Origin of the sequence: Paenibacillus sp. FSL R5-0490, from assembly GCF_001956215.1 — a bacterium.
Classification (GTDB): domain Bacteria; phylum Bacillota; class Bacilli; order Bacillales; family Cytobacillaceae; genus Cytobacillus.
Genome location: NZ_MRTQ01000001.1, coordinates 87666 through 100906, shown reverse-complemented (window position 1 = coordinate 100906; position 13241 = coordinate 87666). Strand labels below are relative to the sequence as shown.

Genomic DNA, 13241 nt, shown 5'->3' with positions numbered 1-13241 from the left:
TTCAACCTTTTTGTAAAAAATCCTTTAAATAAACAAATTTATTATGACTAATGAAAGATTAGGAGCCTTTAATCTATATCAAGGCTCCTTTTTTATTTGACCTGATCAGTAATGGAACTCCTCTAAGATTTCTTCAGCTGATTTAACCAGTTTGGCGCCTTGCTGAATTAGCTCATTGGTTCCACACGAGAATGGGCTAAAAATATTCCCTGGTACCGCAAACACTTCCCGGCCTTCTTGCACAGCATAATTAGCTGTAATAAGAGAGCCGCTTTTGCTTTTCGCCTGAATAATCAGTGTTCCTCTGCTAATGCCGCTTATGATTCGGTTTCTCATTGGAAACTGCCATCTTGAGGGCCTTGTGTCTGGCGGATATTCAGAAATAACCAGATGGTTTTTCATCATTTCATAAGCAAGCTTCTGGTTTGCCTGTGGATAAATATTAAACAGGCCCCCGGCTATGACACCGATTGTTTTTCCTTTATTTTTTATTGTTTCTTTATGCGCAATGGCATCGATGCCGGCCGCCAGCCCGCTTACAATAATAACCCCCTGTTCAATAAGCTTGGGGAAAATGGACTGAATGGCTTTTTCGCCATAATCTGTTGCCTGTCTGGAACCAACAACGGCCAGATGGACTCCGCTATTCAAAAGACAGGTATCACCCCGGGCATATAAAACCCAAGGCGGCTGGTATGTTTCTTTTAACAGAACCGGATATTCCTCGTCAAAAATTGTAATGGCTTTAATGCCATTTGGTGAGTATTGGCGAATTTGTTCCTGGATTCGATTAGAATGCAGATCCTCGAGTGCATTGGAAAGTGTTTCCTGAGTGGTGATTACCTGGGGCATAATTTGGCGGGGTGTATCATTATACAGAAATTTCAATTCGGGATCTGTTTTCAGAATGTAATAAATCATCTTCCAGCTCATTCCTCTGCAGTGGTGGAGATGGGTGAGCCTCATATTAAATTCATTCATGGGAGCCTCCTGAAATGTTTTTTAAAAAACGGGGTAAGTGGGGGGATAACCGTATTTGACAATGCAGAAATAGTCCCTCAAAAAGAGGGACTACTCTTTAGTTATTCGAAAAGATTAGTGTGTTTTACACTGGTCATAAAGGCCTTTTTCTTTCAGGACCTTAATCAGGGTTTCACCCATTACGGATGGAGTGTCAGCTACCTGAATTCCGCATTCATTCATTACACGGATCTTTTCATCAGCTGTTCCTTTGCCTCCTGAAATAATTGCGCCTGCATGGCCCATACGCTTTCCTGGAGGTGCAGTGCGCCCTCCGATGAAGCCTACAACAGGCTTAGTCATGTTCTCTTTAACCCATTCTGCAGCTTCTTCTTCAGCAGTTCCGCCAATTTCACCAATCATGATGACAGCATAAGTTTCAGGATCTTCATTGAATGCTTTTAAAACATCAATGAAGTTTGTTCCGTTAACCGGATCTCCGCCGATTCCAACAGCAGTAGATTGGCCGATTCCTTCCTGTGTCAGCTGATGTACAGCTTCATAAGTCAATGTTCCGGAACGGGACACAACTCCAACATGGCCTTTAGTGTGGATGTAACCAGGCATAATGCCGATCTTACACTCTTCAGGAGTGATAACACCTGGGCAGTTAGGACCTACAAGGCGTGTCTTCTTGCCTTCCATATAACGCTTAACTTTAACCATATCCAATACTGGAATATGCTCAGTGATACAAATTGCAAGATCCAATTCTGCATCTACAGCCTCAAGAATAGCATCTGCAGCAAATGGAGCCGGAACATAGATTACGGAGGCATTTGCACCCGTTGCCTTAACTGCTTCCTCCACTGTATTGAAGACAGGAACACCCTCTACTTCAGTACCGCCTTTACCCGGAGTTACACCGCCGACAATTTGCGTTCCGTATTCAAGCATTTGCTTTGTATGGAAGAGGGCTGTTGAGCCGGTAATCCCTTGAACTATAACTTTAGTATCTTTATTAATAAATACGCTCACATTAATTCTCCTTCCTGGTCTAAAGAGTGCCGTCATATGCTCAAAGGCTTAAATCAAAAACTGAAGATCGGTTTCCGCTATATGCCTTTAATGCTGAACGGCCGCTCATTTTTAATTCTTAGCCTACTAAAGAAACGATTTTTTGTGCGCCGTCAGCCATGGATTCAGCTGCGATAATATCGATATCGGATTCAGCAAGAATTTTCTTGCCCATTTCAACATTCGTGCCTTCCAGACGTACAACTAATGGCACATTCAAGCCTACTTGCTTCGCTGCTTCCACTACACCAGTGGCGATGATGTCGCACTTCATGATTCCGCCGAAGATATTTACAAAAATACCTTTTACGTTTTTATCAGAAAGGATGATTTTGAAAGCTTCTGTTACTTTCTCAGCTGTTGCTCCGCCCCCAACATCAAGGAAATTGGCCGGGTCTCCGCCATAATGCTTAACGATATCCATAGTAGCCATCGCTAAACCTGCACCGTTAACCATGCAGCCGATGTTTCCATCAAGGGAAATATAGCTTAGGTCATATTTTGATGCTTCGATTTCCTTTGCATCCTCTTCTTCAAGGTCACGAAGATCCATGATGTCTTTTTGACGGTAAAGGGCATTCCCATCAAAGTTCAGCTTAGCATCCAGAGCCATAACCTTGCCGTCGCCAGTTACAACTAATGGATTGATTTCAGCAATAGAGCAATCTTTTTCAATATAAGCTCTGTATAAGCCCATCATGAATTTAACAGCTTGTCCGACAAGCTTTGATGGAATATTGATATTAAAAGCGATTCTCCGGGCCTGGAATGCTGTTAAACCAAGAACAGGATCGATTTCTTCCTTGAAGATTTTTTCTGGCGTTTTTTCAGCCACTTCTTCGATTTCTGTACCGCCCTCTTCTGAAGCCATTAATACTACGCGAGATGTAGCTCGGTCCAGTACAAGGCCCACATAATATTCCTTCTTAATGTCACAGCCCTCTTCAATAAGTAAACGTTTTACTTCCTTGCCTTCCGGGCCTGTTTGATGTGTAACAAGTGTTTTTCCTAAGATTTCACTTGCATATGTACGAACTTCGTCAAGATTTTTGGCAACTTTTACACCGCCAGCTTTACCGCGTCCTCCGGCATGGATTTGCGCTTTAACCACACACACCTCAGTGCCAAGTTCTTTCGCAGCTTCAACAGCTTCTTCAACTGTAAATGCAACTTTTCCGTTCGGAACGGCTACCCCGTATTGTCTGAGGACTTCTTTACCTTGATACTCATGTATATTCATTTCCCATCCTCCTATCTAACTCTTCAAAAAAATAGACTGCGCTTTCATTTTATTAAATGACACAACCCTTGTCTACCATTTACTCTAAAATATTATATTTCTTTAAAAATTATAAATATTGGTCAGTGCACAAACCCTGTTATCATAGCGGATTTGAACCTGATCTCACAGGAAAATATTTTATTAAAATAAAAAAAAACTGCCCTTCGACAGCTTTCGATTCTAGTTGATTTAAGTATTATCCCGTTTTTTTATACTCGGAATGATTACTTTAAGAGAAACATATTGGTTTACCAGAATAGATTATTTACTATTTTTCCTCTTTCCAGCCTCCTGATCAGCCCTGTAGATGAAAGCAAATACCTCAGCAACAGCCTGATAAAGCTCTTCAGGAATCCCTTCATTGATATTAAGCTTGCCAAGAAGCTCAACAAGGGCAGGGTCTTCCTGAACCGGAATACCATGTTCCTTAGCCTTTTCAAGGATATTTTCAGCTGTCAGACCCTTCCCTTTTGCAGATATCCTAGGTGCCCCATGACTCTCAGAATCATATGTTAATGCTACCGCTTCTTTCCTTTGTGCAACACGCTCTTTTTTCATATTCTAATATCTACTCCGCTGAATTGATTTGCCTGTACAATTGATGTCATTGTTTCTCTTGCTAAAAGTGAATCACCTTCAGGCTCAGGCTTCTGGAAGGAAACCGAGGACATCTTATAATTTAATTTCAATAAATTTGCTTTTAATTCAGCTGCAAATGGAGCTGTCAAATCCTTTATTTCGCTGTGCCCGTTAATAACTGAAATGCTGATGATTCTGTTTTGGACCTGAAGGTCGATAATCGTTTCATTCAGGTGCTCCAAATCTAAATAAAAGATAACACGGCAATGGTTTGGATCAATATTTCCGCCTTCTGTTCTCCTTCCGCTCCACTGCATTGTCATATCAGAGATCTTTCCCCATAAAGAAACCGGAAGCTGAAAGATAAAATGCTGCAATGGCCCTGATTCCTGCGAGAGAGCCTGAAAGCCGGTTATTTTATGCAGCAGCCGTTCCGCTGCATCTTTAGCTGCATGTGCTGGTTCTTCGGTTAAGAAGCCCATCAGAAGCTGTTTGAGAGTATCCAGATTTTTGACGGCTCCATCATCATGCTGTTTTAATAACTTTAGGACGTCATGTTCATGAGAAAACCCTAATGCTGTGATTATTCTCTTTAACTCACTATGTATATTACGCTGATCATATGGGAAATGAGATTCGGGACGCAGGCTATTTTTTATTTCTTCCAGCATTGTGATTTCCTGAGGGCTTAGTGCAGCTGCAGCGAAGGGTTTTTCACCGCCCAATAATTTCCCCGCCTGAACAGCAGCCAGACGGAACTTGTCTCCATCTAATAAATGTTCTATATCATCATTAATTATAAGAGATAGGACCGATTTAAAAACGGTGGTAAGTATATTTTTTTCTGCAGGAAAAGATATACTGCCATTTCGAAAATCATTGAGTAAGTTTTGTAGAGCTTGTGCTTGTCCGCTGCTTTTAGAACTTTGTACGATAACTCCATTGAGTTTGGCTAAATTCAATATAAATTGCTGCCTGTTCCCTGATTCGCTTGTTTTCAGAAGGTCATTCAGTGTTTGAATAATCGGTATATTTTGCACGCCGTCCCCAATAAGCTTTTTTATGGCAGCACCCTCGTCAGCCTCAGCTGGAAACATCCCCACTGCTTTCAGGAGCTGGAAAGCTGAGAGGGATCCTGCCTGATCTTTTGCATTCAGCCACTCTGAAAACAGTCTGACAACTGCCTGCTGGCCAAGTTTGTCCCTTGAAGTCTTTGTCATATTGCCCAGCAGGGAGTATATTTTCTGCCCATTGGATGATAAATCGGCTCTCTTTAACTCATCCTGTAATTCTCCCATAATCGAAGAAAGAGAGTCACCGTTTAAGACTGAAAATAGCGCTGAATAAACATCTTTCGAAAAGGGAAGCTGCCTTAATATCATCTCTTTTACCGTCCTCAGGCCTTCCGCTGCAGATTTGCTTTCATAGATCCATTCCGATGCCATTCTTAAAGTTTCACCTGTAATCGGCAGCTGCTCTTTAAGAAAATATTGAATCAGCATTTTATTTTCCCTGGACAATTTCATTCCCAGCTGACTTAAAAGGCTTTCAGCAGGAGCTCCTTTACTTTGGCCGTTTACAGATTCCATAACTCTTAAGCGCAGCAGTCCTTCACCAGTTTCTACTCTGAACCAATATCTATTGTCCGCTGACAAAGGGGTTTCAAGCTGCGCAATCACTTTATGTGACCCGATCTGCACCTCTGCCGTTTGATTAGGAAATAGCTTTGCTACTTTTCCGCTGACAATTTGCCCTGGCCTGAGCGCAGCCGTCTTTTCTGCATTGCTCTGGTCATGCCTTATGATTTTTTGAATTATTTCAGACGGCTTCATACCTTCACCTTCTATTCTATTTCAATAAGAATCTTTTATTGGCGCAAAACTTTTCCGGTGATAAGGCGTAATTCCATGAAGTGTTATCGCTTCAAGATGCTCCTTAGTTCCATAGCCCATATTTTTCCCGAATCCATACTGTGGAAACTCTTTGTCTATTTCAGCCATCATTCTGTCTCTTGTAACCTTGGCTATGATTGAGGCTGCAGCAATCGTTGCGCTTTTGCCATCTCCCTTAATGATTGCTTCCATTGGATAAGGTGTTAAAAGTTTTACGGCATCTACAAGCAGGAATTCCGGTTTTGGATTCAGGCCTTCAATCGCTGACAGCATTGCCTTTTTTGTCGCTTCAAAAATATTGATGCGGTCGATTTCCTCTGGCTCGATGATCCCAACGCTGACCGCCTCGGCCTCAGCGTTAATGATTTGAAAATATTCTGCTCTTTTTTGTTCAGGCACTTTTTTTGAATCATCTAATCCCGGCAGATAAAAGTTTTCAGGCAGAATAACTGCTGCAGCTACTACCGGCCCCGCAAGCGGCCCTCTGCCGACTTCATCTATTCCGGCAATTAATTGAAAACCCTGGCTTCTGTACTGACGTTCATACCTGGTCATTTCTTTATGCTTCTCATATATTTTCTTTTGCAGCAGCTGACGTGAATGCCATTTTGCCAAAAGCTGCTGCACGCCTTTTCTGTCATCCTGTTTGATTGAGTGAAGGAATGGATCATCCTCTAACTCAATTGTTTTCATCTTTTCTTCTATTTGGCGAATGGTTAGCTTTTCCATTATTTCTCCTTTATCATCTCAGGCTCTTTTTTAATGATTGTTGTTTTGAATTCAGCCCGTTGATTTCCGCTCCAGGCACTTGCTTTCCGCGGGGAGGAATGCGAGCCTCCTCGGCTTCGCCTGCGGGGTCTCACACTTCCCTCTCCTCCCGCAGGAGTCAAGTGCCCTCCGCTCCAATCAACTCAGAGGTCTAATTTAGTTACCTGCCGAAAAGCAACAAACTTTACGAATACATTCTAATCTATCCTATGTATCGGCATTTCTGCAAAAAAATAAAGGCCTTCTGTGAACAGAAGGTCTTCATTAAAATTATTCAGCTTCATTCCGCACTGCCATTTCCTCCGGCAGCTCCAATGTAATTGGTCCCATTTTTTCAGAACGGAATTCCCTGATTACCAGCTCTGTTACTTTATCATAATCAATTTCGCCGCCGCCCATCAGGCAGCCGCGCAGCCTGCCAATTTTATCAAAGACTTCAACGATATCTTCCGGGATTTCTTCGATCTGGTAGCGGTCATTCAGACGATCCGGATATCTGTCGCCGAGAAAGCGCAGGGCGTATATTGCAACATCCTGGAGATTTAGAATAGTATCCTTGATCGCTCCTGTCAGAGCAAGCTTAAGACCCACTTCCTGATCTTCGAATTTCGGCCATAAAATTCCCGGTGTATCGAGCAGCTCCAGCTCTTTCCCTACCTTTATCCACTGCTGGGCTTTCGTAACGCCGGGAGTATTTCCTGTCTTTGCAATATTCTTTTTGGCCAGCCGATTGATAAGTGTGGATTTTCCGGCGTTCGGAATACCAACAATCATTGCCCGAATTGCCCTTGGCTTGACACCTTTCGCTCTCATTCGATCGAATTTCTCCTGAAGGATTTCCTGAGATGCGGAGACGATTTCTTTCATGCCTAGTCCGGCTTGTGAATTTATCGCAAGTGCTCTTATGCCCTTATTTTCAAAATGTCTGATCCACTTCTTCGTCGCTTCTTTATCAGCCATGTCAGCTTTATTCAACAAAACAAGCCGGGGTTTGTGCTGAATGATTTCATCGATCATCGGATTTCGTGATGAATAAGGAATCCTTGCATCAACGAGCTCAAAGATGATATCAACCAGTTTTAATTTTTCTGTAACCTGCCTTCTGGCCTTCGCCATATGGCCGGGAAACCACTGGATTGTCACAGCCGGCACCTCCATCCAATATGTATTTATATAACAAACAATCGTCAATCAACGATGCGAATATCCTCTATTGGCCAATATATTACTCCGGCATCGCCCAGTACTTCTTCCATTGCAACAGGGCCAATATGACGGCTGTCCTTGCTGAAGCGGCGGTTGTCGCCCATTACAAACAAATGCCCTTCTGGAACTGTTTCCTGTCCGATCTTTTCCTTTAGAGTAAATGGCTCTGTCAAAGGTCCATCGATTACCTGTTTCTTATATTCATCCAGGTAAGGCTCTTCATAGGCTTTTCCATTTACATAAAGAGTATCATCTTTATATTCAATCTTATCTCCTGGAAGACCTATTACTCTTTTGATGTAATCTTTGTTTTCCGGTGCATGGAATACAATGATGTCGAAGCGCTCCGGCTCTCCAATCTTATAGCTGAACTTATTAACAATCATTCGATCCTGATCATGCAATGTTGGCATCATTGATAAGCCGTCAACCACAATCGGCGCAAATAAAAAATATCTGATGACTGCCGCTAACAGGACTGCGATTACAAGAGCTTTTGTCCATTCCCACAATTCATTTTTCTTTTTTGCCATAGCCTTCCCCACCATTCTTCCGTCAAAAATTATGCTTATATCCCTGCATGTCCCGCAGTAAGTGATTTCTATTGTTTATTGTACAAAAATTCATCTTAATAAACACGATGGGAATCTCATTTATATATTATTTAACATTTATGTAATATTATTTGCATTCTGCTTCATGAAAGAAAAAGGAGCTTGATTATCAAGCTCCTTCTTTTCTTTATTATCGAATTTCTTTGATACGAGCTTTTTTACCGCGAAGGTTACGCAGGTAGTAAAGTTTCGCACGGCGGACTTTACCGCGGCGGATAACTTCAAGCTTCGCAATCTTAGGTGTGTGCACAGGGAATGTACGCTCAACGCCTACACCGTAAGAAATCTTACGAACTGTGAAAGTTTCGCTGATTCCACCACCACGACGCTTAATCACAACACCTTCGTATACCTGAACACGCTCACGAGTTCCCTCAACAATACTTACGTGTACACGTACAGTATCACCAGGACGGAAAGACGGAAGGTCAGTACGAAGCTGTTCTTTTGTGATTTCTTCAATTAACTTTTGCATCGTTTTCAACTCCTCTCAACAGACGCTCTTGCACAACCTATGTTTGCAGCGGAACATCTTTATCAGACGCAAACTGAACAAGTTCAGCCTAAGTCACAAAAAGTATCATATCATATTTGGACGGCAACTTCAATGTTATTTATCTTCTTTTTTTATTTCATTTAGCCATTTTTGCTGTTCACTTGTTAATTCTGCATCTTCAAGAAGATCCGGTCGTCTTAAATACGTTCTTCTCAAGGATTCTTTGGCTCTCCATTCTTCGACAAGACGGTGATTGCCTGACATGAGAACATCCGGAACTTTGATGCCTCTGAAGTCGGCAGGACGTGTATAATGAGGATGTTCAAGAAACCCTGTACTAAAAGAATCTTTCATATGAGATTCCTGATTGCCTAATACACCAGGCAGCAATCGGACGACACTGTCGATTACAACCATCGCTCCAAGCTCTCCGCCAGTCAGCACAAAATCACCAATTGAAATTTCATCTGTCACAACATGTTCACGTATTCTTTCATCATACCCCTCGTAATGGCCGCATACAAAAATCAGGTGATCTGCTTCTGCCAGTTCTTCGGCTTTTTTTTGCGTATAGCGTTCCCCTTGGGGACACAGCAGGATAACCCTCGGAGACGCACCGCTTTTACTGCGAAGATCCTCAACCGCATCAAATATCGGCTGCGGTTTTAAAACCATCCCCGCTCCTCCGCCATATGGGTAGTCATCAACGGTTTTGTGCTTATTGTCGGCATACTCCCTAAAGTTGACCACATTGTACGTTACCGCTTCATTTTCTGCGGCTTTTTTTAATATGGAATGCCCAAAGACCCCTTCAAACATTTCAGGAAACAGCGTGAGCACATCAATATTCATCATGAAAGCAATCCTTCAATCGCATTAATTTTCACAAGTTTATCTTCCACATTAACTTCCTTAACAACATCTTCAATATACGGGATTAGAATTTCCTTACCGCCTTTTGCTTTAATTACCCACACATCATTTGCTCCGGGAGAAAGAATTTCTTTGATTTTGCCTACTTCATCTCCATCAAGAGTTTCAACCGTACACCCTATGATTTCATGGTAGTAAAATTCATCCTCTTCAAGATCGCCAAGCTGATCTTCTGAAATTTTCAGAATGCCGCCCTTCATTTTTTCAATCTGATTGATGTTCTCGTATCCTTCAAAGGTAAGCAGATCAAACGATTTATGAGTGCGGTGTGATTTCACTGTCAGCTCAACGGGATCACCTTCTGTGTCAGGCATGAACAAATAAAGTTTATTTCCCGGCTTATACCTCTCTTCAGCAAAGTCTGTTTTTGAAATGACTCTCGCTTCCCCTTTAATGCCATGGGTGTTCACAATTTTTCCAACGTTAAACCATTTCTGCATGCACTATCACCTCTAGCGTATTTCATCAACAATTCCATCTCTTATGATGATTGTTTTCCCTTTTTCTATGTCTTCCCAGGGTGTACCCTTTTGAACCTCGATAATCGCCTGGACTTCTTTTTCTTTTAATTCACTTCCTAATGGTAGCATATGTAATTGTTCTATTTGAAAATCCAGCAGCTGAACTTTTTCCTGCCTCAGTTGAATTTCCTTTTCAAAGTGCTGTTTCAGACTGGCAGGATGCAGCTTTTTGGTTTTTTCCTGTTTTTTCAGTTCAAACCTTAGCTGATCACTTTCTTTCTGCAGCTGCTTTTTTTTGGCCGCATAGCCTTCCAGCAGTTCCTGCTTGCTGTTCTCTGTCAGCACCTGTTTAACTGTAACCGTTTGGATAATGTTCATGTACAGCGCCTCCCAAATCATAATCCGAATGAAAAAACGGCGTTACTGACACTGCTGTCATGTTCTTAGTTGGCGATGTTATTTTTTTAAATTGTAAAAAAAGGAGGGGAAACCCCTCCTTTTTTGGCTGCATCCTGCTCATTGCAGGATAATTATTCGATGATCTCTAAAAAGATCTTCTTTTGTTCTGATGAACCTGCTGCATAAACAACGGTCCGTATTGCTTTCGCAACGCGCCCTTGCTTCCCAATTACTTTCCCCATGTCATTCTTGTTGACAGAAAGCTGATAGGTTACGCGCTGATCCTCTTCTTGGACATTCACTAGAACATCTTCCGGAAAATCAACAAGGGGCTTAACAATCGTTTCGATAAGCTCTTTCATCTTATAATGAATTACTTACCGTTTTTAGCGTTATGGAATTTTTCCATAATGCCTTGCTTAGAGAAAAGGTTACGTACTGTATCAGATGGCTTAGCACCTGTCTGAAGCCATTTAAGAGCCAACTCTTCATTGATTTCAACGATCGCTGGTTGAGCAACCGGATTGTAAGTTCCTACTGTTTCAATGAAACGTCCGTCACGAGGAGAACGAGAATCAGCTACAACGATACGATAGAAAGGGTTTTTATGAGCACCCATACGCTTTAAACGAATTTTTACTGCCATTTTAAATAAGCACCTCCGAATAGTTTCACACAAGATAGTATAATATCAGATAGTTAATTAGTTTGTAAAGGTTTTTTTCTTTACATGTTATGAAAAGCTTAAATAGCGGCTTAAAAAGGGTTAAAAGGAAGCTTGAATCCGCCTTTTTTCTTGCCTTTTTGCTGCATGCCTGCCATTTGCTTCATCATCTTTTTCATGTCTTCAAACTGCTTCAGCAGACGGTTAACTTCAGGGACGGTTCTTCCGCTTCCCTTGGCAATCCGTTTGCGGCGGCTTGAATTGATGATTTCCGGATGAGTTTTCTCTTCCTTAGTCATCGACTTAATAATGGCTTCAACGTGAGTGATTTGCTTCTCATCGATTTGCATATTATTCAAGCCTTTAATTTTGTTGGCGCCAGGCATCATTTTCAGAAGCTCATCAAGAGGTCCCATTTGGCGGACCTGACCAAGCTGATCCAAAAAGTCATCAAATGTGAAAGAAGCAGTGCGCATCTTCTGCTCAAGCTCTTTTGCCTTTTCTTCATCCACATTGGCCTGTGCTTTTTCAATTAGGGATAAGACATCCCCCATACCTAAAATACGGGATGCCATCCTTTCTGGATGGAACGCTTCAAGGGCATCCAGTTTTTCGCCCAGACCGACGAATTTAATCGGCGTGTTTGTTACGGATCTAATAGATAGAGCCGCTCCGCCTCGGGTATCGCCATCCAGCTTTGTCAGGACTACTCCTGTAAGACCCAGCAGATCATTGAAGCTTTGTGCTACATTAACCGCATCTTGACCAGTCATGGCATCTACAACAAGGAAAATTTCATCTGGATTGGAAAGCTCTTTGATTTGCTTCAGCTCATCCATTAAAGCTTCATCCACATGCAGTCTTCCTGCTGTATCGATTAGAACATAATCATTATGATCCTCTTTTGCCTTTGCGATCGCCTGTTTTGCAATTTCAACAGGACTGACTTGATCGCCAAGGGAGAAGACAGGCATATTCAGCTGTTTGCCAAGCGTTTCGAGCTGTTTAATCGCCGCAGGGCGGTAAATGTCTGCAGCAACCAGCATCGGATTGCGGTTATACTTTTTGCGGAGCAGGTTCGCAAGCTTTCCGGTTGTAGTCGTTTTACCGGCACCCTGAAGACCGACCATCATAATGACTGTCGGCGGGCGATTGGAAACAGCAATTTTACTCTGCTCTCCGCCCATCAGTTCCGTTAATTCTTCTTTAACAACCTTTATTACCTGCTGTCCCGGCGTCAGGCTCTTTAATACTTCCTGCCCGACAGCGCGTTCACTGACTTTTTTGACGAACTCCTTGACAACTTTGAAGTTAACATCCGCTTCCAAAAGGGCGAGACGGACTTCACGCATCATTTCTTTTACATCCGCTTCATTAATTTTGCCTTTTCCGCGGATCTTCTGAATTGTATTTTGCAGTCGGTCGGCCAATCCTTCAAATGCCATATATGCCGCCTCCTAATCTAATTTCTCAAGCTCTGCCACTGCTTCTTCCAATGCCTCCCGGGAAGGGGAGCCTTCCTGAAGCATCTCTTTTATTTCTGCAATCAGCTTGCTGCGCTCTTGAAATTTATGAAATAATAGTAGCTTTTCTTCATACTCTTCAAGCATTGCCTCTGTTCTCTTAATGTTGTCATAAACCGCTTGCCGGCTAACTTCATATTCCTCGGCAATCTCTCCAAGCGAAAAATCATCCAGGTAGTAAAGGGACATATAGCTTCTCTGCTTAGGAGTTAACAACGATTGATAGAAATCATAAAGGTAGTTCATCCTCGTTGTCTTTTCGAGCATCCCTATTCCCCCTTGTTAAGTGAAAAGCCTTTACAAAGTAAAGTTTACATAGATTTTTACATCATGTCAAGAAAATATCTTTACAGTGTTGGCAGTATCTAATTCCGGGTGAACCCTGAA

16 protein-coding genes are annotated in these 13241 nt (G+C 42.2%); all 16 read right to left on the bottom strand.

The features are described from left to right. Positions 1-105: 105 nt before the first annotated feature. The 16 genes from dprA to BK139_RS00395 all read right to left on the bottom strand — a co-directional run bounded on the left by dprA (position 106) and on the right by BK139_RS00395 (position 13121). Positions 106-981 (bottom strand): DNA-processing protein DprA, encoded by an 876-nt coding sequence (dprA, locus tag BK139_RS00470; protein WP_076255758.1) that lies wholly within the window; start codon positions 979-981, stop codon positions 106-108. Between the two features lie 114 nt (positions 982-1095). Continuing rightward, on the bottom strand, positions 1096-1998 hold the full coding sequence (gene sucD / locus BK139_RS00465; protein WP_035328940.1) for a succinate--CoA ligase subunit alpha: 903 nt from the start codon (positions 1996-1998) through the stop codon (positions 1096-1098). Between the two features lie 118 nt (positions 1999-2116). After that, positions 2117-3277 carry an ADP-forming succinate--CoA ligase subunit beta gene (gene sucC / locus BK139_RS00460; protein WP_076255756.1) on the bottom strand — a complete coding sequence of 387 codons (1161 nt, stop codon included), beginning with the start codon at positions 3275-3277 and terminating at the stop codon, positions 2117-2119. Between the two features lie 303 nt (positions 3278-3580). Then, positions 3581-3877: an EscU/YscU/HrcU family type III secretion system export apparatus switch protein gene (locus BK139_RS00455; RefSeq protein WP_076255754.1), complete on the bottom strand. Its 297-nt coding sequence runs from the start codon at positions 3875-3877 to the stop codon at positions 3581-3583. Next, positions 3874-5730 (bottom strand): hypothetical protein, encoded by a 1857-nt coding sequence (locus BK139_RS00450; RefSeq protein WP_076255752.1) that lies wholly within the window; start codon positions 5728-5730, stop codon positions 3874-3876. The genes BK139_RS00455 and BK139_RS00450 overlap by 4 nt, the downstream gene beginning before the upstream one ends. Before the next feature lie 21 nt (positions 5731-5751). Continuing rightward, positions 5752-6519, bottom strand: a complete 768-nt coding sequence (locus BK139_RS00445) for a ribonuclease HII (protein WP_076255750.1) — start codon at positions 6517-6519, stop codon at positions 5752-5754. A 309-nt stretch (positions 6520-6828) separates the two neighbouring features. After that, entirely contained in the window at positions 6829-7701 is an 873-nt protein-coding gene (ylqF, locus tag BK139_RS00440; protein WP_076255748.1) for a ribosome biogenesis GTPase YlqF, read from the bottom strand. Positions 7702-7745: 44 nt separating this feature from the next. Beyond that, positions 7746-8297: a signal peptidase I gene (lepB, locus tag BK139_RS00435; protein WP_035328928.1), complete on the bottom strand. Its 552-nt coding sequence runs from the start codon at positions 8295-8297 to the stop codon at positions 7746-7748. Between the two features lie 211 nt (positions 8298-8508). Beyond that, positions 8509-8853, bottom strand: a complete 345-nt coding sequence (rplS, locus tag BK139_RS00430; RefSeq protein WP_009330779.1) for a 50S ribosomal protein L19 — start codon at positions 8851-8853, stop codon at positions 8509-8511. Between the two features lie 135 nt (positions 8854-8988). Beyond that, positions 8989-9726, bottom strand: coding sequence for a tRNA (guanosine(37)-N1)-methyltransferase TrmD (trmD, locus tag BK139_RS00425; RefSeq protein WP_076256222.1), 738 nt, complete (start codon positions 9724-9726; stop codon positions 8989-8991). Further along, positions 9726-10247 carry a ribosome maturation factor RimM gene (rimM, locus tag BK139_RS00420; RefSeq protein WP_076255747.1) on the bottom strand — a complete coding sequence of 174 codons (522 nt, stop codon included), beginning with the start codon at positions 10245-10247 and terminating at the stop codon, positions 9726-9728. Before rimM ends, trmD begins: the two co-directional genes overlap by 1 nt. Before the next feature lie 12 nt (positions 10248-10259). After that, entirely contained in the window at positions 10260-10646 is a 387-nt protein-coding gene (locus tag BK139_RS00415) for a YlqD family protein (RefSeq protein WP_048009044.1), read from the bottom strand. A 152-nt stretch (positions 10647-10798) separates the two neighbouring features. Further along, positions 10799-11029: a KH domain-containing protein gene (locus tag BK139_RS00410; RefSeq protein WP_048009045.1), complete on the bottom strand. Its 231-nt coding sequence runs from the start codon at positions 11027-11029 to the stop codon at positions 10799-10801. An 11-nt stretch (positions 11030-11040) separates the two neighbouring features. Next, positions 11041-11313 carry a 30S ribosomal protein S16 gene (gene rpsP / locus BK139_RS00405; RefSeq protein WP_009330784.1) on the bottom strand — a complete coding sequence of 91 codons (273 nt, stop codon included), beginning with the start codon at positions 11311-11313 and terminating at the stop codon, positions 11041-11043. A gap of 110 nt (positions 11314-11423) precedes the next feature. Then, positions 11424-12776 (bottom strand): signal recognition particle protein, encoded by a 1353-nt coding sequence (ffh, locus tag BK139_RS00400; RefSeq protein WP_035328920.1) that lies wholly within the window; start codon positions 12774-12776, stop codon positions 11424-11426. A 12-nt stretch (positions 12777-12788) separates the two neighbouring features. After that, positions 12789-13121 carry a putative DNA-binding protein gene (locus tag BK139_RS00395; RefSeq protein ID WP_076255745.1) on the bottom strand — a complete coding sequence of 111 codons (333 nt, stop codon included), beginning with the start codon at positions 13119-13121 and terminating at the stop codon, positions 12789-12791. Positions 13122-13241: the final 120 nt, after the last annotated feature.